Origin of the sequence: Nocardioides aquiterrae (genome assembly GCF_039526625.1) — a bacterium.
In the GTDB taxonomy this organism is placed as follows: domain Bacteria; phylum Actinomycetota; class Actinomycetes; order Propionibacteriales; family Nocardioidaceae; genus Nocardioides; species Nocardioides aquiterrae.
The window spans coordinates 1-20,119 of sequence record NZ_BAAAJE010000031.1 but is presented as its reverse complement, the minus strand read 5'-3'; the positions used below and the strand labels follow the sequence as shown (position 1 = coordinate 20,119).

24 protein-coding genes are annotated in these 20,119 nt (G+C 74.0%); 11 read left to right on the top strand and 13 right to left on the bottom strand.

Translation table 11 applies throughout. The features are described 5' to 3' along the window. The first annotated feature begins 50 nt into the window (after nt 1-50). A complete protein-coding gene (locus tag ABD086_RS23975; protein WP_343910980.1) occupies nt 51-437 on the top strand; it encodes a VOC family protein in 387 nt (128 codons plus the stop codon). An 82-nt stretch (nt 438-519) separates the two neighbouring features. Further along, nucleotides 520-1,590 carry an alkene reductase gene (locus tag ABD086_RS23970; protein WP_343910978.1) on the top strand — a complete coding sequence of 357 codons (1,071 nt, stop codon included), beginning with the start codon at nt 520-522 and terminating at the stop codon, nt 1,588-1,590. Nucleotides 1,591-1,684: 94 nt separating this feature from the next. Here the strand turns inward: ABD086_RS23970 and ABD086_RS23965 are convergent, their stop codons facing one another. From ABD086_RS23965 to ABD086_RS23945, 5 genes are read right to left on the bottom strand one after another with little or no spacing between them, the layout of a single operon-like run. After that, nucleotides 1,685-2,197 carry a DinB family protein gene (locus ABD086_RS23965; RefSeq protein WP_343910976.1) on the bottom strand — a complete coding sequence of 171 codons (513 nt, stop codon included), beginning with the start codon at nt 2,195-2,197 and terminating at the stop codon, nt 1,685-1,687. Beyond that, nucleotides 2,194-2,931 (bottom strand): VOC family protein, encoded by a 738-nt coding sequence (locus ABD086_RS23960; protein WP_343910975.1) that lies wholly within the window; start codon nt 2,929-2,931, stop codon nt 2,194-2,196. The genes ABD086_RS23965 and ABD086_RS23960 overlap by 4 nt, the downstream gene beginning before the upstream one ends. Next, entirely contained in the window at nt 2,928-3,242 is a 315-nt protein-coding gene (locus ABD086_RS23955) for a pyridoxamine 5'-phosphate oxidase (protein ID WP_343910974.1), read from the bottom strand. Before ABD086_RS23955 ends, ABD086_RS23960 begins: the two co-directional genes overlap by 4 nt. A gap of 52 nt (nt 3,243-3,294) precedes the next feature. Further along, on the bottom strand, nt 3,295-3,921 hold the full coding sequence (locus ABD086_RS23950; protein WP_343910972.1) for a YigZ family protein: 627 nt from the start codon (nt 3,919-3,921) through the stop codon (nt 3,295-3,297). Beyond that, nucleotides 3,918-4,700 (bottom strand): sulfite exporter TauE/SafE family protein, encoded by a 783-nt coding sequence (locus tag ABD086_RS23945; protein ID WP_343910970.1) that lies wholly within the window; start codon nt 4,698-4,700, stop codon nt 3,918-3,920. Before ABD086_RS23945 ends, ABD086_RS23950 begins: the two co-directional genes overlap by 4 nt. 104 nt (nt 4,701-4,804) lie before the next feature. Here ABD086_RS23945 and ABD086_RS23940 point away from each other — a divergent pair, with 104 nt between their 5' ends. From ABD086_RS23940 to malQ, 4 genes are all read left to right on the top strand, one after another. Beyond that, entirely contained in the window at nt 4,805-5,473 is a 669-nt protein-coding gene (locus tag ABD086_RS23940) for a hypothetical protein (protein ID WP_343910968.1), read from the top strand. Nucleotides 5,474-5,495: 22 nt separating this feature from the next. Further along, complete coding sequence (locus ABD086_RS23935) at nt 5,496-6,344, top strand: cobalamin-binding protein (RefSeq protein WP_343910966.1); 849 nt, start codon at nt 5,496-5,498, stop codon at nt 6,342-6,344. An 86-nt stretch (nt 6,345-6,430) separates the two neighbouring features. After that, the gene (locus ABD086_RS23930) at nt 6,431-6,826 is read left to right on the top strand and encodes a DUF2695 domain-containing protein (RefSeq protein WP_343910964.1); all 396 of its coding nucleotides are present in this window, start codon (nt 6,431-6,433) and stop codon (nt 6,824-6,826) included. A gap of 140 nt (nt 6,827-6,966) precedes the next feature. Further along, the gene (malQ, locus tag ABD086_RS23925) at nt 6,967-8,832 is read left to right on the top strand and encodes a 4-alpha-glucanotransferase (RefSeq protein ID WP_343910962.1); all 1,866 of its coding nucleotides are present in this window, start codon (nt 6,967-6,969) and stop codon (nt 8,830-8,832) included. Here malQ and ABD086_RS23920 read toward each other — a convergent pair. Genes ABD086_RS23920 through ABD086_RS23905 form a run of 4 tightly spaced genes read right to left on the bottom strand, consistent with a single transcriptional unit; the run spans nt 8,787 to nt 13,027 of the window. After that, the gene (locus ABD086_RS23920; protein ID WP_343910959.1) at nt 8,787-10,799 is read right to left on the bottom strand and encodes a vWA domain-containing protein; all 2,013 of its coding nucleotides are present in this window, start codon (nt 10,797-10,799) and stop codon (nt 8,787-8,789) included. The two genes, malQ and ABD086_RS23920, sit on opposite strands and share 46 nt — an antisense overlap. After that, entirely contained in the window at nt 10,796-11,254 is a 459-nt protein-coding gene (locus tag ABD086_RS23915) for a GNAT family N-acetyltransferase (RefSeq protein ID WP_343910957.1), read from the bottom strand. The genes ABD086_RS23920 and ABD086_RS23915 overlap by 4 nt, the downstream gene beginning before the upstream one ends. Continuing rightward, nucleotides 11,251-11,637, bottom strand: a complete 387-nt coding sequence (locus ABD086_RS23910; protein ID WP_343910955.1) for an OsmC family protein — start codon at nt 11,635-11,637, stop codon at nt 11,251-11,253. The genes ABD086_RS23915 and ABD086_RS23910 overlap by 4 nt, the downstream gene beginning before the upstream one ends. Continuing rightward, complete coding sequence (locus ABD086_RS23905; RefSeq protein ID WP_425571699.1) at nt 11,630-13,027, bottom strand: magnesium chelatase ATPase subunit I; 1,398 nt, start codon at nt 13,025-13,027, stop codon at nt 11,630-11,632. The genes ABD086_RS23910 and ABD086_RS23905 overlap by 8 nt, the downstream gene beginning before the upstream one ends. 175 nt (nt 13,028-13,202) lie before the next feature. Here ABD086_RS23905 and ABD086_RS23900 point away from each other — a divergent pair, with 175 nt between their 5' ends. Together ABD086_RS23900 and ABD086_RS23895 are read left to right on the top strand one after the other, a co-directional pair. Next, nucleotides 13,203-13,592 carry a YchJ family protein gene (locus ABD086_RS23900; RefSeq protein ID WP_343910951.1) on the top strand — a complete coding sequence of 130 codons (390 nt, stop codon included), beginning with the start codon at nt 13,203-13,205 and terminating at the stop codon, nt 13,590-13,592. Then, on the top strand, nt 13,589-14,731 hold the full coding sequence (locus ABD086_RS23895; RefSeq protein WP_343910949.1) for an SGNH/GDSL hydrolase family protein: 1,143 nt from the start codon (nt 13,589-13,591) through the stop codon (nt 14,729-14,731). Before ABD086_RS23900 ends, ABD086_RS23895 begins: the two co-directional genes overlap by 4 nt. On the opposite strand, the gene ABD086_RS23890 is transcribed toward ABD086_RS23895, so the two are convergent. Both ABD086_RS23890 and ABD086_RS23885 read right to left on the bottom strand, forming a co-directional pair. Further along, the gene (locus ABD086_RS23890) at nt 14,728-15,609 is read right to left on the bottom strand and encodes a universal stress protein (RefSeq protein WP_343910947.1); all 882 of its coding nucleotides are present in this window, start codon (nt 15,607-15,609) and stop codon (nt 14,728-14,730) included. The two genes, ABD086_RS23895 and ABD086_RS23890, sit on opposite strands and share 4 nt — an antisense overlap. Then, nucleotides 15,606-16,334, bottom strand: a complete 729-nt coding sequence (locus tag ABD086_RS23885; protein ID WP_343910945.1) for a universal stress protein — start codon at nt 16,332-16,334, stop codon at nt 15,606-15,608. The genes ABD086_RS23890 and ABD086_RS23885 overlap by 4 nt, the downstream gene beginning before the upstream one ends. A gap of 107 nt (nt 16,335-16,441) precedes the next feature. On the opposite strand from ABD086_RS23885, the gene ABD086_RS23880 reads away from it, so the two are divergent. Together ABD086_RS23880 and ABD086_RS23875 are read left to right on the top strand one after the other, a co-directional pair. Continuing rightward, entirely contained in the window at nt 16,442-16,882 is a 441-nt protein-coding gene (locus ABD086_RS23880) for a pyridoxamine 5'-phosphate oxidase family protein (RefSeq protein ID WP_343910943.1), read from the top strand. A gap of 10 nt (nt 16,883-16,892) precedes the next feature. After that, the gene (locus tag ABD086_RS23875; protein WP_343910941.1) at nt 16,893-18,440 is read left to right on the top strand and encodes a GAF domain-containing sensor histidine kinase; all 1,548 of its coding nucleotides are present in this window, start codon (nt 16,893-16,895) and stop codon (nt 18,438-18,440) included. A 100-nt stretch (nt 18,441-18,540) separates the two neighbouring features. Here the strand turns inward: ABD086_RS23875 and ABD086_RS23870 are convergent, their stop codons facing one another. Further along, nucleotides 18,541-19,170 carry a response regulator gene (locus tag ABD086_RS23870; RefSeq protein ID WP_343910939.1) on the bottom strand — a complete coding sequence of 210 codons (630 nt, stop codon included), beginning with the start codon at nt 19,168-19,170 and terminating at the stop codon, nt 18,541-18,543. A 50-nt stretch (nt 19,171-19,220) separates the two neighbouring features. Here ABD086_RS23870 and ABD086_RS23865 point away from each other — a divergent pair, with 50 nt between their 5' ends. Continuing rightward, the gene (locus ABD086_RS23865) at nt 19,221-19,355 is read left to right on the top strand and encodes a hypothetical protein (RefSeq protein ID WP_343910936.1); all 135 of its coding nucleotides are present in this window, start codon (nt 19,221-19,223) and stop codon (nt 19,353-19,355) included. On the opposite strand, the gene ABD086_RS23860 is transcribed toward ABD086_RS23865, so the two are convergent. Continuing rightward, a partial coding sequence (locus ABD086_RS23860; protein ID WP_343910933.1) for an ATP-binding cassette domain-containing protein occupies nt 19,330-20,119 on the bottom strand: 790 nt, incomplete at its 5' end. The two genes, ABD086_RS23865 and ABD086_RS23860, sit on opposite strands and share 26 nt — an antisense overlap.

The window sequence follows — 20,119 nt, the reverse complement described above, 5'->3', positions numbered from 1 at the left end:
GCCCGATCGGGCCATTGCCGGGCCGGCTGGGGCGGGAGCACCCTGGGCGCATGGCACTGTCCGACAGCGCGGTCACGGTGATGCTGCCGACCGCCGACGCCTCGCGCGCCCAGGAGTTCTACGAAGGCAGGCTCGGGCTGCCCCACACCGGCACGAACGACGCCACCGGCGAGACGACGTTCCGCCTCGCCTCCGGCCACCGCCTGGTGCTCCGGCTGCTGCCCGACGCCACGCCGTCGCCCAACACCGCGATGAGCTTCGAGGTGGGCGACATCGCCGCCGAGATCGCCGCCCTGAAGGGCCGCGGCGTGACGTTCGAGGACTACGACCTGCCCGGGTTCACCACCGTCGACCACGTCTTCGACGACGGCGCGGTGAAGGCGGCGTGGTTCCTCGACCCGGACGGCAACATCCTCTGCCTGCACCAGCCGGGCTAGGGGCTCCGCCGACGGCAAACCGTGAGACTCCTCACCGCTGCGGCCCGGAACAGACCCGGGTGGCGTCGGCGCTGTACCCGGTATGGCTGATCTCTTCGAACCCCTGATCGTCGGCGCGTGGACGCTGCCGAACCGGCTCGTGATGGCGCCGCTGACCCGCAACCGTGCCGAGGGCACCGTGCCCGGCGACCTCGCGGTGGAGTACTACTCCCAGCGCGCCTCGGCCGGCCTGATCATCACCGAGGGCAGCCAGCCCACCCCCGAGGGCCAGGGCTACCTCAACACCCCCGGCTTCCACTCCGAGGAGCAGCTCGCCGGGTGGCGCCGGGTGGCCGACGGCGTGCACGCGAACGGCGGCCGGATCGTCGCGCAGCTGATGCACGTCGGTCGCATCTCCCACCCCGACAACACCGGCGGCCAGGAGATCATCGCGCCGAGCCCGGTGGCGGCCCCGGACGCGATGTTCACCGCCGACGGGATGAAGCCGTACCCGACCCCGCGCGAGATCACCCTCGAGGAGATCCCCGCGATCGTCGAGGGCTACGTGCAGGCCGCCCGCAACGCGGTCGAGGCCGGACTCGACGGCGTCGAGGTGCACGCCGCCAACGGCTACCTCATCCACCAGTTCCTGGCGCCCGGCTCCAACCACCGCACCGACGAGTACGGCGGCTCGCCCGAGAACCGGGTCCGCTTCGCCCTCGAGGTCACCCGTGCGGTGGCCGACGCGATCGGCGCCGACCGGGTCGGCATCCGCATCTCGCCCGCCCACAACATCCAGGGCGCCACCGAGGAGGACCCGGCCGACGTCGCCGCGACCTACGGGCTCCTGGTCGAGGGCCTCGCGCCGCTCGGCCTGGCCTACCTGAGCGTCCTCGCCGACCCGAAGCAGGACCTGGTCCAGGACCTGCGCCGCTCCTTCGGCGGCGTGCTCATCGCCAACGACGGCTTCGGCGAGGTCACCACCCGCGAGTCGGCGCAGGAGATCCTCGACAAGGACCTCGCGGACGCGGTCGCCGTCGGTCGGCTCTTCCTGGCCAACCCCGACCTGCCCACGCGGTGGCAGACTGGCGCCGAGCTCAACGAGCCGGACTCCGACACCTTCTACGGCGGCGGCGCCGAGGGCTACACGGACTACCCGTTCCTCGACGACTGACCGAGTAGGACCAGGTCGTGCTGCCCAGGGAGCGCTGAGACGCTCTCCGGGCAGCACGACTGTGCGTGGGCCGGTCGGCCGCCTCCGCGGGTGTTCACTCCCCGGTGGCCCCGTCGATCGACTCGCGGATCAGGTCTGCGTGACCGTTGTGCCGGGCGTACTCCTCGACCAGGTGCAGCAGGATGTAGCGCAGGCTGAACGTCTCGCCGGTGCGCCGCGACGGCTTCACGGACAGGTCGTCCAGCCCGGCGCCGGCGATGATCGCATCGGCCTCGGCGACCATCGCGTCGTACAGCGCCCAGATCTCCTCCGGGCTGTCGTCCCGCGCGCTGTGCCAGTCCCAGTCCCAGTCGGCGTCCCAGTCGACCGAGCGCCACGGCTCGCTCATCGGCTCGCCGAGGAACACCTCGCGGAGCCAGCTGTTCTCGACCAGCGCGAGGTGCTTGACCATGCCGCCGAGCGTCATGCCGGACGGCGGCAGCGCGGTGGCGAGCTGGTCCGCGTCGAGGCCGCCGGCCTTCTGCCGCAGGGTCTCGCGGTGGTAGTCCAGGAAGGCCAGCAGCAGCGTCCGCTCGTCGCCCTGGACCGGCGGGTCGACACGAGTCATCTGGGGTTCCTCCGGGTGATGCAGTACGCCGTGCCGACCGGGTCGGTGAGCACGGTCCAGTCGTCGTACGCCGGCCCGGCGGTCGCGCCCAGCGCCACGTGCCGGGCGGTCTCGGCGGCGCGGTCGGTGCAGCTGAGGTCCAGGTGCGCGCGGACGGCGGGCTCGTCGTCGTCGAGGCGCTGGAGCAGCCAGCGCAGCGGCTGCTCGTCCGGCGGCGCCAGCCGCGCGAACTCCTCGGACACGTCCGGGTCGAGGTCCCAGCCGGTGAGCGCCTGCCAGAACGGCACCTCCGCGTCGTACGCCGAGGGCGGGATGTCCAGGCAGACCTGGTCGACCTGCGAGGCGGTGCCGTCGGGCCAGGTCGCGGGCGGTGGCCGCCGGGCGCGGTGCGCGTGCACGAAGCAGAAGACGAAGCCGCCCGGCGAGCGCAGCACGACGTACCCGAGCTCGTGCCGCACCAGCACCTGGGCGCCGAGCTCGACGGCGGCCTCGGCGGCGACGGTCGGGTTCTCGACGTGCAGGTCGAGGTGGATCCGCGCGGCGCCGTCGGCGAGCGCCTGCACGCGCAGGTAGTCGTCGCCCTCGGGTGGCACGAGCGTCGCGAACTCGCCGTCCGCGCCGCGCCGAGCGGACAGCGTGTAGCCGGTGACGCCCTGCCAGAACTCCACGCCGCGCTCGAAGTCCCCCGGCGCGAAGTCGAGGAAGGCGCTGACCCAGAACGGCGAGGTGCTCATGCGACCGGCTTGTGGAGGACGGCGCTGGTGGGCGTCACGCGGACGTCGTTGCCCTCGGCGGCTGCGGTGCCGTCGACGAGGAGCGTCATGCCGGCAGCGGCGAGCGGCGGGAACAGCAGCGTCACGCTCGGGTTGGCGCCGACGTTCGCGACCGAGCCGCGGCCGGGCGCCGCGACGAGGAGCGTGCCGTCCTCCGGCACCGCGCGCACCGACACCGCCTTGACCAGGCCGTCGCGCGACGTCAGCAGGTAGCCGCGGTCGAACTCCGCCAGCCGCTGCGCGAGGTCCGCGACCTCCACCGGGATGCTCATGTCGGGGTCCCCGCGGAGGCGCGAGCGCAGCGAGCGGCTTCGTGGGGTGAGTTCATGTCCCGAGGCTATCGACCCAGCGCTCGCCCGCCACCCGGGTTTCGCCCGCGCCCGAGGTCAGCTCGGCGACCAGCGCGGCGAGCCGCTCCTCCTGGTCGGGAGGTACGCCGAGGCGCAGGGTGACGTGCCCCGCGTAGGCCGTGTCGAGCACCGCGATCCCGCGGGACCGCAGCTCGCTCTCGACCCGGCCGGCGTCGGCGTGCTCGAGCTCCAGCAGGTGCTCGCGGACCAGGCTCCGCCGCAGCGTCCCCGCGGGCTCGAGCGCGGCGCGGACCACGTCGCCGTACGCGCGGACCAGGCCGCCGGCGCCGAGCAGGGTGCCGCCGAACCAGCGGGTGACGACCGCGACGACGTCGGCCACGCCGGCGCCGCGGAGCACCTCGAGCATCGGCGCCCCCGCCGTACCGGCCGGCTCGCCGTCGTCCGAGGACCGCTCGACGTCGGGGTGGATCCGGAACGCCGAGCAGTGGTGCCGCGCGTCCCAGTGCTGCCGACGCAGACGCTCGACGACGGCGCGGGCGGCGGCCTCGTCCTCGACCCGTTCGAGCGTGCAGAGGAACCGCGAGCGCTTGACCTCGATCGCGGCCTCGGCGCCGCGGGCGATCGTCAGGTAGCTGCTCATGACCAGAGGCCGAGGACCTCGCCGCCGATCCGCACGATGAACGCGGAGACGACGACGATGAAGAAGACGCGGACGAACCTGGTGCCGCGGTCGACGGCGGTGCGGGCGCCGACGTACCCGCCGACGACGTTGCAGATGCCCATCACGATCGCGACCTGCCAGACGATCGCGCCCTGCGGGGCGAAGACGAGGATCGCCGCGAGGTTGGTGGCCCAGTTCGCGAGCCGGGCCTTCGCGGACGCCTCGAGGAAGCTGTAGCCCATCAGCCCGACGAGCGTGAACACGAAGAAGCTGCCGGTGCCGGGGCCGAGCGCCCCGTCGTAGAAGCCGATCGCGAGGCCGGTGGCCATCGCGGCGAGCAGGTGCCGGTGGCCCTGGAACCGCAGCGCCGTGCGCTCGCCGAGCTCCGGCTTGAGCACGACGTACCCGCCCACGAGGACCAGCGCGACGAGCACGATCGGCTCGAACGCCTCGCGCGGGATCCGGCTGGCGACCGCGGCCCCGCACGCGGAGCCGACGAACGCCAGCGCCATGAGCGGCAGGAAGGTGCGCGGGTCGGGCCGGATCCGGCGGTAGTACGTCGCCGAGCTGACGGTCGTGCCGCAGATCGAGGCCACCTTGTTGGTGGCCAGGACCTGCACCGGCGCGGCGCTCGGCATGCCCAGGAGCAGGGCGGGGAGCTGGATCAGCCCGCCGCCGCCGACGACGGCGTCGACGAAGCCTGCCGCGAGCGCTGCGAGACCGAGCAGGGCGAGCACGGTCGTGGTCGGGTCGTCCATCGCGCGCCATTCTCCAAGCCGGCTCCCAGCGGACCTCAAGTGGGCGGCGGTTCAGTCCTCCCACCGAACGCACGACACCGCAACGAACCGAGAGAGAGAACACCATGCACCGCCGTTGGCTGACCCGGGCGCTGATCGCGCTCGCCGTCCCCGCCCTCACCGTCCCGGCCGCCGCGTCGTCCGCCACCGCGGCGGCGTACCCGGACGTCCCGTCCGTCGACGCCGTCGCGAAGATCTACGACCACCTCGACGGTGGCACCGCGAGCGAGAGCACCAGCAAGGTCTACGGGCCCGGCAAGAACTGCAAGCCCGGCAAGGCCATCAAGGGCGCCGGCGCCCGCTCCGCGTCGTACTCCCCGGACTACACGTCCGGCGACCCCGACGTGTACGTGATCGACGGCGAGCACCCGATGGTGTCGGTGACCGCGATGCGGTTCCCGAACGCCAAGGCCGCGATCACGTACCTGCACGGCTCCGACAAGTCCGCCAAGGACTGCGGTGGCGGCGGCACCGGTGGTGGCGGCGGCGGTGGCGGCAGCCACTGCGACAGCAAGATGACGAAGATCAAGTTCGCGCTCGGCGATGAGCGCTGGGGCTACCAGTTCCGGTCCACCTGCCGCAGCGGCGGCCAGACCAGCTCGTCGGTCTTCAACACGCTGTTCGTCCGCAAGGGCCAGTTCGTCGTCTACGCGACGGCGATGTCGATGGACGAGACCGCGCCGTCGATCCCGAAGTCGATCGACCTCACCGAGCTGGCGCTGAAGAGCGTCTGATCCCGGACCCTAGGGTGGAGGGGTGCGGATCGTCTCCCTGCTCCCCTCCACCACGGAGATCCTGTTCGCGATCGGCGCCGGCGACGACGTCGTCGGCGTCACCTTCGAGTGCGACTTCCCGCCCGAGGCGCGCGAGCGACGGATCGTCTCCACGTCGGCGATGCCGCACGGGCTGACCCCCGCGGAGATCGACGCGTACGTCGTGGGCGCGATGTCCCGCGGCGAGGACCTCTACCACCTCGCCGCCGACGCGCTCGTCGAGCTCGACGCCGACCTGGTCGTCACCCAGGACCTCTGCGCGGTCTGCGCGGTCGACGTCTCGGTCGTCGACGACGCGCTCTCCTACCTCGGCTGCCGGGCCGAGGTGCTCACCATCGACCCGCACACGATGGACGAGGTCTTCGCCTCGATCGAGACGCTCGGCGCGGCCACCGGCCACGCCCCCGAGGCGGCAGCGCTGGTCGCGTCGCTGCGGTCCCGGCTCGACGCCGTCCGCGCCCGCGTCGCCGGCCGCCCCCGGCCCCGGGTGATGCTGCTGGAGTGGACCGACCCGCCGTACGCTCCGGGCCATTGGGTGCCCGAGATGATCGAGGCCGCCGGCGGCGAGTGCCTGCTGGGCAAGTCCGGCGCGAAGTCCGAGCGGGTGCTGTGGGAGTCCGTCCACGAGGCCGCACCGGACGTCGTCGTGGTGGCGCCGTGCGGCTTCGACCTGCCCGGCGCCCGGCGGCTCGCCGACGAGCTGGTCGCCTCGGGCGTGCTGCCCGCCGGCGTCCCGGTCCACGCCGTCGACGCCAACGCCGCCTGGGCCCGGCCCGGCACCCGGCTGGTCGACGGCGTCGAGGACCTCGCGGGGATCCTGCACCCCGCCTGACGATCGGGTCGTGTGCCTGAGAACGCGCCATGGCGCGTTCTCAGGCACACGACCCCACTGTCGGTGGCCGCGGCTAGACAGGACCCATGAGCAGCACGACGGGAGCCGACGAGGTCGAGCACTACCTGCGGGCGGTCGTGGAGCGGGAGCCCCAGGTCGGCGAGTGCCTCGCCTGCTTCGTGGACCGGATGGTGGCCGAGTTCGGCTGCGACTCCTCGCTGCTCTGGGCGACCCGCTTCCGCGACCTGCGCTCGCCCACGGCCACCGCGCTCGAGAAGCGGTTCCGCGCGCAGGCGGTGCGCTGCGACTGCCTCGTCGTCCAGAAGGCCTACACGCCGGTGCGCGAGGTGCTGGTGCGCGACCTCCACACCGACGAGCTCGAGCGCCCCGAGCGGATGCCGCCGTGCGCGGGGGTGCGCCGCACCAACACCCGCCCCTGTGCCCACTGGCGCCGCAGCCCGATGGCCGGCTACCCCGACTGACTCGGACGCTGCGCCAGTCCCGCGCCAGGTCGCGGCCGTGCGCGGCCATCAGCATCAGCCCGCCGTCGGGTGCGTCGACGCAGCGCTGACCGTGACCGGCCCGGCGGTTCCATGCCCGCGACACTGGGCACTGGGGCGCCATGGCAGCCGACGGCCCCGACGCGTGGGGCATCCAGGAGCACTGGCTGGACAGCGACGACCAGCCGCAGCGGGTCGCGCCGGCGACGATCGAGCGGCTGCGGGCGGTGATCGGCACACCGCCCGCGGACCTCGACCGCACCGGTCCGGTCGTGACCCGTCCCGGCCGCGACCCCGGCCTCGGACGGCTGCGGGTGACCTGCGAGGACGGCAGCGAGCGAGAGGTCGAGGGCGCGTTGCCCGACGACTTCCCGCTCGGCTACCACCGGGCCCGCACCGAGGACGGCACCGAGCGGCGGCTGATCGTGTCGCCCGGCCGCTGCTGGTTGCCCGACCGGCAGACCTGGGGCTGGACCGTGCAACTGTACGCCGCGCGCTCGTCCGCGAGCTGGGGCATCGGCGACCTCGGCGACCTGCGCACGCTGCGGGAGTGGACCGAGGAGCACGGCGGCGGGTTCCTGCTCGTGAACCCGCTGCACGCGGTGGCGCCGACGACCCCGATGGAGCCGAGCCCGTACCTCCCGGCGACCCGGCGGTTCCGCAATCCGGTCTACCTCCGGGTCGACGAAGTGCCCGGGTACGACGAGGCCGATCTGCCGGCCGAGGCGCTCGCCCGGCTGGTCACCGCCCCGCTCGTCGACCGCGACGCCGCCTGGGAGCTCAAGCGGCCGGTGCTGCTCGCGGCGTACCGCCGCAGCGCCGACGACCCGGAGCTCGCGACCTGGCGCGCGCAGCGGGGCGGCGCGCTGGAGGAGTTCGCCACCTGGTGCGCGCTGGCCGAGGAGCACGGGCCCGACTGGCGCACCTGGCCCACCGAGCTGTCCGACCCCGGGGCCGGCGCCGTCGCGGCGTTCCGGGAGCGGCACGCGGAGCGGGTCGGCTTCCACGCCTGGCTGCAGTGGCAGCTCGACGTCCAGCTCGAGCGCGCGTCCGACGGGCTCACCGTGATCCAGGACCTCCCCATCGGCGTCTCCGGCGGCGGCGCGGATGCCTGGGTGTGGCAGGACGTGCTCGCAGCGGGCGTGACCGTCGGCGCCCCGCCGGACGCCCTCAACACCCTCGGCCAGGACTGGGGTTCGCCGCCGCTGGTGCCCTGGCGGCTGCGCGCCGCCGACTACGAGCCGTTCGTGCAGTCGGTCCGTGGCACGATCGCCGGGGCCGGCGGCCTGCGCATCGACCACGTGATGGGGCTGTTCCGTCTCTGGTGGATCCCGGCGGAGGGCGAGGCCACCGACGGCGCCTACGTCCGCTACCCCAGCGACGACCTGCTCGACATCGTGGCGCTCGAGTCGCACCGGGCCCGGGCCGTCGTCGTCGGCGAGGACCTCGGCACCGTCGAGCCCGGCGTGCCGGAAGCGCTCGCCGAGCGCGGGATCCTGTCCTACCAGGTGCTCTGGTTCGAGGAGGACGACCCGGCCGACTGGCCGGAGGCGGCGCTTGCCACCGTCACCACCCACGACCTGCCGACCGTGGTCGGGCTGTGGAACGGCTCGGACGCCGAGGACCAGCTGGCCTCGACCGGCATGCCGGAGGAGGACGTCGCCAGCGGACGCCAGGAGCTGCTGGCCAAGCTGACCCGCGACGGCCTCGCGGCGGACGCGGTCCCGGCCGAGGCGGTCGAAGCCGCCTACCGGCAGCTGGTGCGCGCGCCGTCGCTGCTGATCGCGCTGTCGCTCGAGGACGCGGTGCTCGAGGAGCGGCGCCCGAACGTGCCGGGCACCGTCGACCGCGACAACTGGCGGATCCCCCTGCCCGTACCGGTCGACGAGCTCACCCGCTCGGCCGAGGCGGCCCGGCTGCTCCGGCTGGTGGCCGGCATCGGTCAGTCGCCGACCCAGAACCCCCGGCCGCCGAACCAGTCGCCGTAGCCGCCGTAGCCACCGGCGCTCGGTCCGCGGGAGCCGAGGTACGAGCCGACGACGGCGGCGCCGAGGTCGTCGAGCTCGGGCGCGACCACCCGGCCGTCGACGCGGCGGGCCATCTGGTCGATGAACCGGGCCAGGCCGGGATCCTCGCCGAGCCGGAAGAAGGTCGTCTGCGCGCCGAGCCGGCCGGCGTTGTCGAGCTCGCGCACGGCGTACGCGACGGTCAGCGGGTGCGGCGGGTAGGAGAAGTACACCTCGCCGTCCGGCTCGAGGTGGGAGGTCGGCTCGCCGTCGGTGACGATCAGCAGCACCGGCTGGGCGTTGGGGTGCTTGCGGAAGTGCCGGTTGGCGAGCAGCAGCGCGTGGTGGAGGTTCGTGCCCTTGTCCCACATCGCGTCGAGCGCGGTGAGCTGCTCGATCTCCATCACCTCGGCGTGCCGGCCGAAGCCGATCAGCTGCAGGTGGTCGCCGCGGAAGCGGGACCGGATCAGCGTGTGCAGCGCGAGCGCGGTGCGCTTCATCGGCACCCAGCGGCCGTCCATCGCCATCGAGAACGACGTGTCGACCAGCAGCGCGACGGCCGCCTGCGTGCGGGCCTCGGTCTCCTGCACCTCGACGTCGTCGATGGAGAGCCGCGGGCCGGTGGGGTCGCCGGCGCGGCGCAGCACGCCGTTGAGCATCGTGCGCGGGACGTGCCACGGCTCGGTGTCGCCGAACGCCCACTCCCGGGTCGCGCCCGAGAGGTCGCCGGCGGCGCCCGCGCGCTGGAGCTCGCGCTGGCCCTGCCGGCCCGACATCCGCTGCGCGACGTCGCGCAGCAGCGCCTTGCCGAGCTGGCGCATCGCCTTCGGCGAGAGCCGGTACTGACCGTCCGTGCCGCGCTTCATGTAGCCGGAGTCGCGCAGTGCCTGCTCCAGCCGCTGCAGGGTGCGGGCGTCCACGGCCGCCTCGTCGCCCAGCTGGCGCGCGAGCGCGTCGAGGTCGACGTCGTCCATGCGCGCGCCGCCGTACGACTGCGAGAGCTGCTCGGCGAGGGTGTCGAGGTCGGCGAGGTCCTGGAAGACCCCGGTGCCGTCGCCGAGGCCGAGGCCCTCCTCGCCGGACATCTGCTCGGACCCGCCCCAGTCCTCGCCGGGCCGCAGCGCCTGCAGGTTGGCGTCCATCCGGGCCAGCTGCTCCATCAGCTGCGGCGACCCGAAGGCCTGCTGGGAGAGCTCCATCAGCTCCTGCCGCTGCTCCGGCGACATCGAGTTCAGCATCCGCTGGGCGGCTGCGGCCCGCTGCGCCAGCGAGTCGAGCAGCTCGTCGATGTTCGACGGGTTCTCGGGGAAGAAGTCCCCGTGCTTCTGCATGAAGTCCGCGAAGTCCTCGTCGGTGTCCTCGCCGCGCTGGTGCTTCTCCAGCAGCTCGTTGAGGTCGCCGAGCATCTCGTTGACGGCGGCCCGGTCCGCTTCGGTGGCGTTCTCCAGCGCCTGCTTCATGCCGGCGAACCGCTGGTCGAGCAGCTCGCGGCCGAGCAGGTCCTTGATCTTCTCGTAGTCCTCGCGGGCCTCGCGGCTCTGCCAGTCGTACGACGACAGCTCGCTCACGGCCGCGGCCGTGTTGGGCGGGAGGTTGTCCAGCTGCATCTCGCGGAACGCCCGGTCGCCGTCGTCCATCATCGCGTCGCGCGCCAGCTGCTTGCGCTCCTCGAGCAGCGCGTGGTCGAGGAGCTCGCGCACCTCCTGCAGCGTGCCGTCCAGGTTGTGCCGCTGGAGCAGGTCGCGGCGGCGCTCCGCCACCCGGCGGGCCAGGTCGTCGAGCCCGGCCTGGTCCCGGCCGCCGCGACGCAGGAACTCGCGCATCGCGCGCTCGGGCGAGTAGCCCGCCATCACGTCCTCGCCGATCGCGTCGAGCGCCTCGGCGATGTCCACCGGCGGGGCGAGCGGGTCGCCGCCGTCGTACCGCTTGAAGCGGGTGCGGTCCTTCATCGGTCCCTCCGCATCCAGACCTGGTCGGGGTACGGCGGGGCCGGCTCGCGGTGCTGCTCCACGAACCCGTGGGCGGCGTAGAACCCGGCGGCCCGCTCGTTGCCGTCGACGTAGGAGAGCCAGAGCGGCTGGTCGCCGTTGGCCTCGACCACCCGCTCGAGCAGGGCCCGGCCCAGGCCGGTCCCCTGCTGGTCCGGGTGCACGTAGAGCTTCCACATGACCTGCCGGCCGTCGTGGCTGCCGAGGTTGCTCACACCGACCAGGCGTCCGTCGTCGTCCTCGGCCACCCAGTGCGGGAGCCGCGCCAGCGAGTCCGCGAGCGCCTCCTCCGACCACCAGGTCGCGAGGGTGCGGGTGACCTCCGCCTCCGAGATGTGCGCGTAGGTGGCCGGCACGACCACGCGACCGAGCTCGGCCAAGGCGCCGGCGTCCGCGGTGCTGCCCGGGCGGATCATCGCCGGCTCACCGTGACCTCGCCGCGGACGACCCGCGGGATCTCGGCGACGGCATCGACCTGCTCGATCACGCGCGCCACGACGTCGGGCGCCTCGGGCGAGTCGACCGAGACGTCGTACGCGATGTGGGTGGTGGCCCAGGTCTCGCCGTCGAAGTCGCCGCCGGCCTCGACGAGGACGCCGTCGACCGGGACGTCCGCCTCCCTGTAGACGTCGTTGAGCACGCAGGAGGCGACGGCGGTGAGCAGCAGGTGGGCGCCGGAGCCGCCGCCCTCGACCGCGATCCCGCCGTCGGTCCACTGGTGCGGCACGACGTAGGTGGGGGTGAGGTCGGCGGCTCGGGAGCCGGCCGCGACCCGGACGTCGACGTGGAGCTCAGCCATAGACGGTCTCCGAGCCGTCGGTGTCCTTCCCGATCTTCCGGGCCAGGTAGAGGCCCTCGAGGGCGAGCTCGATCGCGCCGGCGCGCTGCCCGTCGTTGGTGGCGTTCAGCCGGTCGCAGATGTCGTCGTACAGCTCGGACTCGCCCAGCACCGGAAGCCCGGTGAGGAAGTCCCGGGCGGTGACCTGCTCGCCGGTCGTCACCATCGCGCCGTTCTCGATCGCCTCGACGAGCAGCGCGAAGTCGAGGCCGCGGAAGTGACCGCGGACGGTCTCGGCCGTGGCGGTGCGGAGCAGGTGGGTGAGGATCTCGGTCTCGCGGCCCTCCTCGCCGCTCTCGAACTCGACCTTGCCGCCGAGCACGTCGACCGCGGTCTCGAGGTCGACCGGCCGGGCCACCGCCACGTCCTCGCCCTGGGTGGTCGCGCGGTGCAGCGCGGCCGCGGCGATCGTCTCGGCGCCGGCGATCGCGAACCGCGCCGAGACGCCGGAGCGCTGGTCGACCGCGGACGACTCGCGGAGCTGGCGAGTGAAGCGGGCCAGGATCTCGACCAGGTGGTCGGGCACGTCGGCGACCAGGTGCGCCTCCTGCCGGATCACCGCGACCTCGTCGTCGAGCTCGGTCGGGTAGTGGGTGCGGATCTCCGCGCCGAACCGGTCCTTGAGCGGCGTGATGATCCGGCCGCGGTTGGTGTAGTCCTCCGGGTTGGCGCTGGCCACGACCAGCACGTCGAGCGGGAGCCGCAGCACGTAGCCGCGGATCTGGATGTCGCGCTCCTCCATCACGTTGAGCATCGCGACCTGGATCCGCTCGGCGAGGTCGGGCAGCTCGTTGATCGCGACGATGCCGCGGTGGCTGCGCGGGATCAGCCCGAAGTGGATCGTCTCCGGGTCCCCCAGCGACCGGCCCTCGGCGACCTTCATCGGGTCGACGTCACCGATCAGGTCGGCGACGCTGGTGTCCGGGGTGGCCAGCTTCTCGGCGTACCGCTCGCTGCGGTGCCGCCAGGAGACCCGCAGGTCGTCGCCGTACTGGGCGGCGGCCGCCTGGGAGGTGTGGGTGATCGGCTCGTAGGGGTGCTCGCCGAGCTCGGAGCCGGAGATCACCGGGCTCCACTCGTCGAGCAGGCCGACCAGCGTGCGCAGCAGCCGGGTCTTGCCCTGGCCGCGCTCGCCGAGGAGCACCACGTCGTGGCCCGCGATCAGCGCCCGCTCCAGCTGCGGGATGACGGTGTCCTCGAAGCCGTGCAGCCCCGGCCACGGGTCGCGGCCCTCGCGCAGCGCGGCGAGGAGGTTGTCGCGGAGCTCCTCGCGCAGGTGCTTGTGGACGTGGCCGGAGGCGCGCAGCTCTCCGACCGTGCTGATCTGCGGCTGGGGGGAGGGTGCAGTCACGGCGTTCACGCTACGCCGGGCACGCAAGAAGCGGGTCCGGTCTCCGGTTCGGGGGGCCGGGCGGCGGTTTCCCCGGCCCCCCGGGGAAACCTGACGTTCTCGGGCGAAGTTTCGGCCCAGAACGTCAGGGGTTGCCCGAGAAGTCCGCGCCCCGCGCCCGCCTAGGCTGTCGCCCGTGGCTCTCCAGCAACCCTGCCCGTGCGGGTCGGGCGGGACGTACGACGCCTGCTGCGGCCGGTTGCACCGCGGGGCGGCGCAGGCGGAGACGGCCGAGGAGTTGATGCGGTCGCGGTACGCCGCGTACGCCGTGGGCGACCTCGACCACGTCTTCCGCACCTGGCACCCGCGGACCCGGCCCGACGACCTGGCCCCGGACCCCGCGCTGACCTGGACCGGGCTGACGGTCGTCGCCGCCGGCGAGGACTGGGTGGAGTTCGTGGCGGCGTACGAGCGCGACGGGCGGCCCGGGGAGATGCGGGAGCGCAGCGTGTTCGAGCGGCGCGGCGGGCGCTGGGTGTACGTCGGGCCGGCCGATGACCCCGGCGCTCCTAGGGTCGTGACATGACGCTGACCGCCGTCCCGGACATCGCCGCCCTGGTCCGCGGCGCGCTCGAGCTGGAGACGACCGAGCACGGGCTGCTCCCCCACCGGCTGCCGGCACGGGCCCGCGCCCAGTGCGCCGACCCCCAGCTGTGGATGGCCGAGGCGCAGCCGTCCGGGGTGCGCCTGGCGCTGCGCACCCGCGCGACGGTCGTCGAGCTCGACGTCCTCGTGACCCGCCGCGACTACGCCGGGGCGCCCCGGCGGCCCGACGGCATCTACGACGTCCTCGTCGACGGCGAGCTCGTGGCCCAGGCCAGCGCCGACGGCGGCAACACGATGCTGGTCGACCTGATGACCGGGGCCGGCGAGCTGCAGCCGGGACCGGTCTCGACGCTCCGCTTCGAGGGGCTGCCGGCGGTCGAGAAGACCGTCGAGGTCTGGCTCCCGTACGACGAGCAGGCCGAGCTGGTCGCGCTCCGCACCGACGCACCGGTGGCACCGGCGCCCGCGGCCGGGCGCACCTGGCTGCACCACGGCAGCTCGATCAGCCACGGCTCGGTCGCCGCCAGCCCGACCACCACCTGGCCGGCGTACGCCGCACGCGCCGCCGGCGTGGACCTGGTCAACCTGGGCTTCGCCGGGAGCGCGCTCGTGGACCCGTTCACCGCCCGCGCGATCCGGGACACCCCGGCCGACCTGATCAGCCTCAAGCTCGGCATCAACGTCGCGAACCACGACCTGATGCGCCGACGGGCGTTCGGCCCGGCCGTGCACGGGTTCCTCGACACGATCCGCGACGGCCACCCGACCACGCCGATCGTGGTGGTCTCGCCGATCTACTGCCCCATGCACGAGGACACCCCGGGACCGGCCGCCCCCGACTTCGCGGAGATGGCGCACGGCCGGATCCGGTTCGTGGCCGTCGGCGACCCGGCCGAGGTGGCCGCCGGCAAGCTGACGCTCACCGTGATCCGCGAGGAGCTCGCGCGGATCGTCGCCGACCGCAGCGCCGACGACCCGCACCTGTCCTACCTCGACGGCCGGGAGCTGTACGGCGCGGCCGACCACGACGAGCTGCCGCTGCCGGACGGGCTGCACCCGGTCGCCGCCACGCACGTCCGGATGGGCGAGCGGTTCGCGGCCCTCGCTCTCCGGGGCTAGGGCTCGGGGACCACCGCGACGGTGCCCGACGACTGCTCGGTGACGATCGCGGCGGTCCGCCCGCGCACCAGGCCGGCGAGGGCGCCGCGCCGGTGCACGCCGACCACGACGAGCCCGGCGTCCTCGGCCAGCCGCACCAGCACCCGGTCGACGAGGCCCCGGGTGAGGACCGGCACCGCCGCGACGTCGGGGTACCGCTCACCCATCCCGGCCAGCGTCTCCGCGAGCACCCGGCGCTCCGCGTCGTACCCCTCCTCGTCCGGGCCGACCTCGCCACTGCTCTGCGCGGCGTCCCAGATCACGTGCACGACGCGCAGCGGCTGCTGGCGCAGGGACGCGAGCCGGTAGGCGAAGTCGAGCGCCGCGGTCGAGGTGCCGGACGCGTCCACGCCCACCACGATCCCGCGCCGTACGACGGACTCGGCGAGCGGGCGCAGGACCACGACCGGGCAGACCGGCTGGCGGCTGAGCGCGTGGGCGACCGACCCGAGCAGCAGGCTCCGCACCGGACCGCGGCCGCGCGAGCCGACCACGACCAGGGCCGCGTCCTCCGCGAGCTCGAGGAGGGCGTCGCGCGCGTCGAGGTCGGCCACCACGCCGCGGACCTCGACGTCCGGCGCGACCTGAGCGACGCGCTCGGCGGCCGCGGCGAGCAACTGCTCGGCGCACCGGCGTGCGCCGTCCATCGCCAGGTCGCTGTCGACGCCCGCCTGGTCGAGCCAGAGCAGCGCGGCCGCCCCGACGGCACCGGTGGCGTGCACCAGGGTCAGGTCGCGGCCCTCGAGCCGCGCCTGCTCGGCGGCCCAGTCGACCGCCCGGTCCGACGTCTGCGACCCGTCGACGCCGACGACGATGCTCCTCGGCGGGACCCCGGTCATGCCGGGGACGCTGCCACGCCGAGCGGCACGACCGCCACGGGGCACTGCGCGTGACCGACGACGCCGGCGTCGTCGGACCCGACGACGACCAGGTCCATGCGCGCCGACTCGTGGGCGACGTCGCCGGAGACCGTGCGGGTCCGCACCTCGGGGAACTTCTCGCTCAGCCCCGCGACCGCCTCGGCGACGCCGAGCGCGTCGTCGGGGCTGCGCAGGATCGTCAGCGGGAGGTCGCGCAGGGCGGCCTGCCGGTAGGCGTACTCCACCACCGGGCGGGAGCGCTCGCCGGCGTGCACCAGCACGCCGTTGCGGACGACGCCGGGGTGGTACGGGCGCACCACCACGACCGGGCACGGTGCGTGCCGGGTCACCGAGAGCCCCACCGAGCCGAGCAGGAGGCTGCGCACCGGTCCCCGCCCGTGCGAGCCGACGACCACGGTCGCCGCCCCCGTGCCGAGCTGGTGCAGCACCGCGCGCGGGTCCGCCGTCCAGAGCGCCTCGTGGACGGCCAGCCCGGGCGCGACGCCGTGGCAGTGCTCGCGGGCGTGCCGGAGGATCTCGCGTGCCTCGCTGTGCTCGTGCATCGGCTCGAGGCCGTGCACCAGGGTCAGCTGCCGGTGCTCGCGCACCGCGTGGTCGATCGCCCAGTCCAGGGCGCGCTCGGAGGACGCCGAGCCGTCCAGGCCGACGAGGACCGTGCCCGCAGGAATCAGTGTGGTCTCCATGCCCTTACGGTGCTCCCGGGTCCGGGGCCGGGAGTACCGCCGAACTGCCCGACGTTCGGGACCATCGGCCCTGCCCTCCGGACCACGCCACCCGGACCATGGGGTGCATGAACGAGGCGATCGACCTGACGCGCGAGGAGTGCGAGCGGCTGTTGCGTTCCGGCGTCGGCGGCCGGGTCGCCCTGTGCTCGCCCAACGGCCCCTACATCGTGCCGGTGAACCACTCCGTCGTCGACGACGCGATCATCATCCGCACCTCGCCGTACAGCGTGCTCGGGACCTACGGCCGGGACACGATGCTGGCCTTCGAGGTCGACCAGTTCGACCACGAGCGGCAGCGCGGCTGGAGCGTGGTCGCGCGCGGACGCGCGGAGGTCGTCGTGAAGCCGGCGGAGCTCGACCACATCCGCGAGACGTGGGAGCCGCGGCCCTGGGCGGCGGGCGCCCGGAGCCTGCACCTGCGGGTGCGCTGGACCGAGCTCTCGGGCCGCAAGATCGGGTCCGGCTGGGACCTCGCGGCGGCCCTGCCGGTGCACCGCAGCATGTGACACTGGCGCCGTGCTGCCCGCCTCCACCCGCTCCCTCCTCGATGCGGTCACCGCGATCTCGTCCGACCTCGACCTCCGGGCGGTGCTCACCCGGATCGTCGAGGCGGCCACCCAGCTCACCGGTGCGCAGTACGGCGCGCTCGGGGTGATCGGCAACGACCAGTTCCTGGTCGAGTTCGTCACCACCGGCATCGACGACGACGCGCGGGCCCGGATCGGTGACCCGCCGCACGGTCGCGGCATCCTCGGCCTGCTCATCCACCACCCGCAGGCGATCCGCCTCGACGACCTGACCCGGCACCCGCACTCGACCGGGTTCCCGCCGAACCACCCGCCGATGTCGTCGTTCCTCGGGGTGCCCGTGCGGATCCGCGGCACCGTCTTCGGCAACCTCTACCTCACCGAGAAGGCCGGCGGCGAGTCCTTCACGCTGGAGGACCAGGAGCTCGTCGAGGCGCTGGCCAGCACCGCCGGCTTCGTGATCGACAACGCCCGCGCGTACGGGCTCAGCGAGCGCCGGCGGCAGTGGCTCGAGGCGTCCGCCCTGCTCTCGGAGGCGCTGCAGCCGCCGATCGACCTGGAGCGCGGCCTCGCCGAGGTCACCCGGGTGGCGCGCACCGCCACCGGCGCGACCGCGACCGCGGTCCTGCACCTCGAGGAGGGCAACCCGGTCCACACCGTCGAGGCGGCCGACCCCGACGCGGTGGGCCGGGCGTTGGCGGTGATGGAGGACCAGCCGTGGCCGCGCGCCGACTCCCAGCCCGTCGACGTCGTCCTCGGCGACTTCGCCGCGACCGTGGTGCCGCTGAGCACGCATCTGGTCAGCGCCGCGCTGCTGGTCGTCCTCTTCGAGCCGGACGCGTCGCCGCTGCCGTACGACGAGCGCGTGCTGCTCGCCTCCTTCGCCGACCAGGCCGGGCTCGCCCTGGACCGCGCGCAGGCGATCGAGGACCGCGCCGAGCTCGCGGTCACCTCCGACCGGGAGCGGATCGCCCGCGACCTGCACGACGTCGTGATCCAGCGCCTGTTCGCCACCGGGCTGCAGCTCCAGGGCGCGAGCACGATGGCGCACGCCCCGGAGGTCGTGGCGCGGATCGAGGAGGCCGTCGAGGCGCTGGACGTGACCATCAAGGACATCCGCAGCACGATCTTCGAGCTCCAGCACGTCGGGCGCGGCCCGTCGCTGCGGTCCGACCTGCGCAAGCTGGCCCGGGAGTACGCCCCGCTGCTGAAGTTCGACCCGGTCGTGCACACCGTCGGCCCGGTCGACACCGCCGTCCCGCCCGAGGCCCGCGAGCAGCTGCTGCCGGTGCTGCGCGAGGCGCTGTCCAACCTGGCCCGGCACGCGGCCGCCGACCACGGCGAGGTCACCGTCGAGGTCGACGACCGCGAGGTGCGGCTGACGGTCCTCGACAACGGCGTCGGGATCGCCCCGGACGTCGCCGAGAGCGGGCTGCGCAACGCCCGCCGCCGCGCGCGGTCCCTCGGCGGGTCACTGGAGCTGACGCCGCGCAGTCCGCGCGGGACGTCGTTCGTGTGGCGGGTCCCGCTCCGCTAGCGCGGGTCTCGATACGCCGGTCGCGACCTCCTTCGTCGGTCGCGCGGCTACTCGACCTTTGTGCCAGGATCTCGGCCCGAGCGAGCTCGGACCGAGGGCACTAACGCAGCAGCTTGCTGGCGAGCACCGCCGCCTGGGTGCGCCGCTCCAGCCCGAGCTTGGCGAGGATGCTGGAGACGTAGTTCTTCACGGTCTTCTCGGCGAGGAACATCTGCTCGCCGATCTGCCGGTTCGTCATCCCCTCGGCGATGTAGCCGAGCAGCTTGATCTCCTGCTCGGTGAGCTGGGCCAGCTCCGGCGCGGTGGCCGGTGGGTTGCGCACCCGCTCGAGCACCTTGGCCGTGAGCGTCGGGTCGATGAGCGAGTTGCCGGCGGCGACCTGCCGGATCGCCTCGACCAGGTCGTTGCCGCGGATCTCCTTGAGCACGTAGCCCGCGGCGCCGGCCATGATCGCGGCGAACAGCGCCTCGTCGTCGTCGTACGACGTGAGGATCAGCGCCCCGATCGTCGGGTCGACGGCCCGGACCGAACGGCACACCTCGATGCCGGAGCCGTCCGGGAGGCGGGCGTCGAGCACGGCGACGTCCGGGTGCAGGGCGGGGATGCGGCTGGTGGCCTCGACGGCCGAGCCGGACTCGCCGACCACCTCGATGTCGCCGGTGCTCTCCAGCAGGGCGCGGAGCCCCTGGCGCACCACCTCGTGGTCGTCGAGCAGGAAGACGCGGATCATGGGGCCATTCTTACCGAACCGACGGGCTGATCCGCAGGTACCGTGGCGCCATGGCCTCTCCGCTGGAGTCGGACTTCCTGTTCCCGGGCCCGTCGCTGCTCCTGCCCGTCCTCGCGATCGTCGTCGGGCTGCTCGTGCTCATCGGCGTCGGCGTCTACCTCACCGTGCGGGCGTACCGGCGCTAGGAGCCCGCTGAAGGGACACCACCCGGTCGACGCGGTCCAGCCCCGCCTCGGCGTGGGTGATCCAGACGACCGTGCGGCCGTCGGCGCCGTCGAGCACCTCGGCCGCGAGGTCCTCGGCCGTCGCGCCGTCCAGGTGGGCGGCGGGCTCGTCGAGCACCAGCACCGGCTGGTCCGCGAGCAGCGACCGGGCGATCGCGATCCGCGCCCGCTCGCCACCGGAGACCTGCGCGTGCCCGTCGCCGAGCCAGCTGTCGAGGCCGTCGGGCAGCGCGTCCACCCAGTCGCCGAGACGGGCCTGGCGCAGCGCCCCGTCGACGTCCGCGTCGGTGGCGCCCGGCCGCGCGAGCCGCACGTTCTCGGCCAACGTGGTCGCGAAGACGTGCGGGTCGTCGTCGACCAGGCCCACGGTCCGGCGTACGTCGTCGAGGGCCAGCTCCGGCAGCGTCCGGCCACCGAGCCGTACGGCGCCGCGCGCAGGGTCGACGAAGCGCAGCAGCAGGGCGGCCAGCGTGCTCTTGCCGGACCCGGTCGGCCCGACCACCGCGACCCGGTCGCCCGGCGCGAGGTCGAGCTCGAGGTCGCGCAGCACCACCCGGTCGCCCCAGGCGGCGTCGACACCGTCCACCGCCACGGCCGCACCGCCCAGCGGCGCGGGCTCCGTCGGGCCGGCCACGGCCGGCGCCCGCGACGCCAGCTCGGCGAGCCGGTCCTCGGCGGCGCGGGTGCGGGCGGCGACCGCGCCGGCGTCGGCGAGCCACGCGGCC

Coding starts and splice junctions, on each gene's coding strand:
- ABD086_RS23930 (WP_343910964.1), top strand. CDS start 6,431: ATGAGCAGCACGACGGGAGCCGACGAGGTCGAGCACTACCTGCGGGCG.
- ABD086_RS23865 (WP_343910936.1), top strand. CDS start 19,221: ATGGCCTCTCCGCTGGAGTCGGACTTCCTGTTCCCGGGCCCGTCGCTG.
- malQ (WP_343910962.1), top strand. CDS start 6,967: ATGGCAGCCGACGGCCCCGACGCGTGGGGCATCCAGGAGCACTGGCTG.
- ABD086_RS23885 (WP_343910945.1), bottom strand. CDS start 16,334: ATGGAGACCACACTGATTCCTGCGGGCACGGTCCTCGTCGGCCTGGAC.
- ABD086_RS23965 (WP_343910976.1), bottom strand. CDS start 2,197: ATGACTCGTGTCGACCCGCCGGTCCAGGGCGACGAGCGGACGCTGCTG.
- ABD086_RS23880 (WP_343910943.1), top strand. CDS start 16,442: ATGAACGAGGCGATCGACCTGACGCGCGAGGAGTGCGAGCGGCTGTTG.
- ABD086_RS23910 (WP_343910955.1), bottom strand. CDS start 11,637: ATGGCTGAGCTCCACGTCGACGTCCGGGTCGCGGCCGGCTCCCGAGCC.
- ABD086_RS23870 (WP_343910939.1), bottom strand. CDS start 19,170: ATGATCCGCGTCTTCCTGCTCGACGACCACGAGGTGGTGCGCCAGGGG.
- ABD086_RS23920 (WP_343910959.1), bottom strand. CDS start 10,799: ATGAAGGACCGCACCCGCTTCAAGCGGTACGACGGCGGCGACCCGCTC.
- ABD086_RS23955 (WP_343910974.1), bottom strand. CDS start 3,242: ATGAGCATCCCGGTGGAGGTCGCGGACCTCGCGCAGCGGCTGGCGGAG.
- ABD086_RS23940 (WP_343910968.1), top strand. CDS start 4,805: ATGCACCGCCGTTGGCTGACCCGGGCGCTGATCGCGCTCGCCGTCCCC.
- ABD086_RS23950 (WP_343910972.1), bottom strand. CDS start 3,921: ATGAGCAGCTACCTGACGATCGCCCGCGGCGCCGAGGCCGCGATCGAG.
- ABD086_RS23915 (WP_343910957.1), bottom strand. CDS start 11,254: ATGATCCGCCCGGGCAGCACCGCGGACGCCGGCGCCTTGGCCGAGCTC.
- ABD086_RS23895 (WP_343910949.1), top strand. CDS start 13,589: ATGACGCTGACCGCCGTCCCGGACATCGCCGCCCTGGTCCGCGGCGCG.
- ABD086_RS23970 (WP_343910978.1), top strand. CDS start 520: ATGGCTGATCTCTTCGAACCCCTGATCGTCGGCGCGTGGACGCTGCCG.
- ABD086_RS23960 (WP_343910975.1), bottom strand. CDS start 2,931: ATGAGCACCTCGCCGTTCTGGGTCAGCGCCTTCCTCGACTTCGCGCCG.
- ABD086_RS23975 (WP_343910980.1), top strand. CDS start 51: ATGGCACTGTCCGACAGCGCGGTCACGGTGATGCTGCCGACCGCCGAC.
- ABD086_RS23945 (WP_343910970.1), bottom strand. CDS start 4,700: ATGGACGACCCGACCACGACCGTGCTCGCCCTGCTCGGTCTCGCAGCG.
- ABD086_RS23890 (WP_343910947.1), bottom strand. CDS start 15,609: ATGACCGGGGTCCCGCCGAGGAGCATCGTCGTCGGCGTCGACGGGTCG.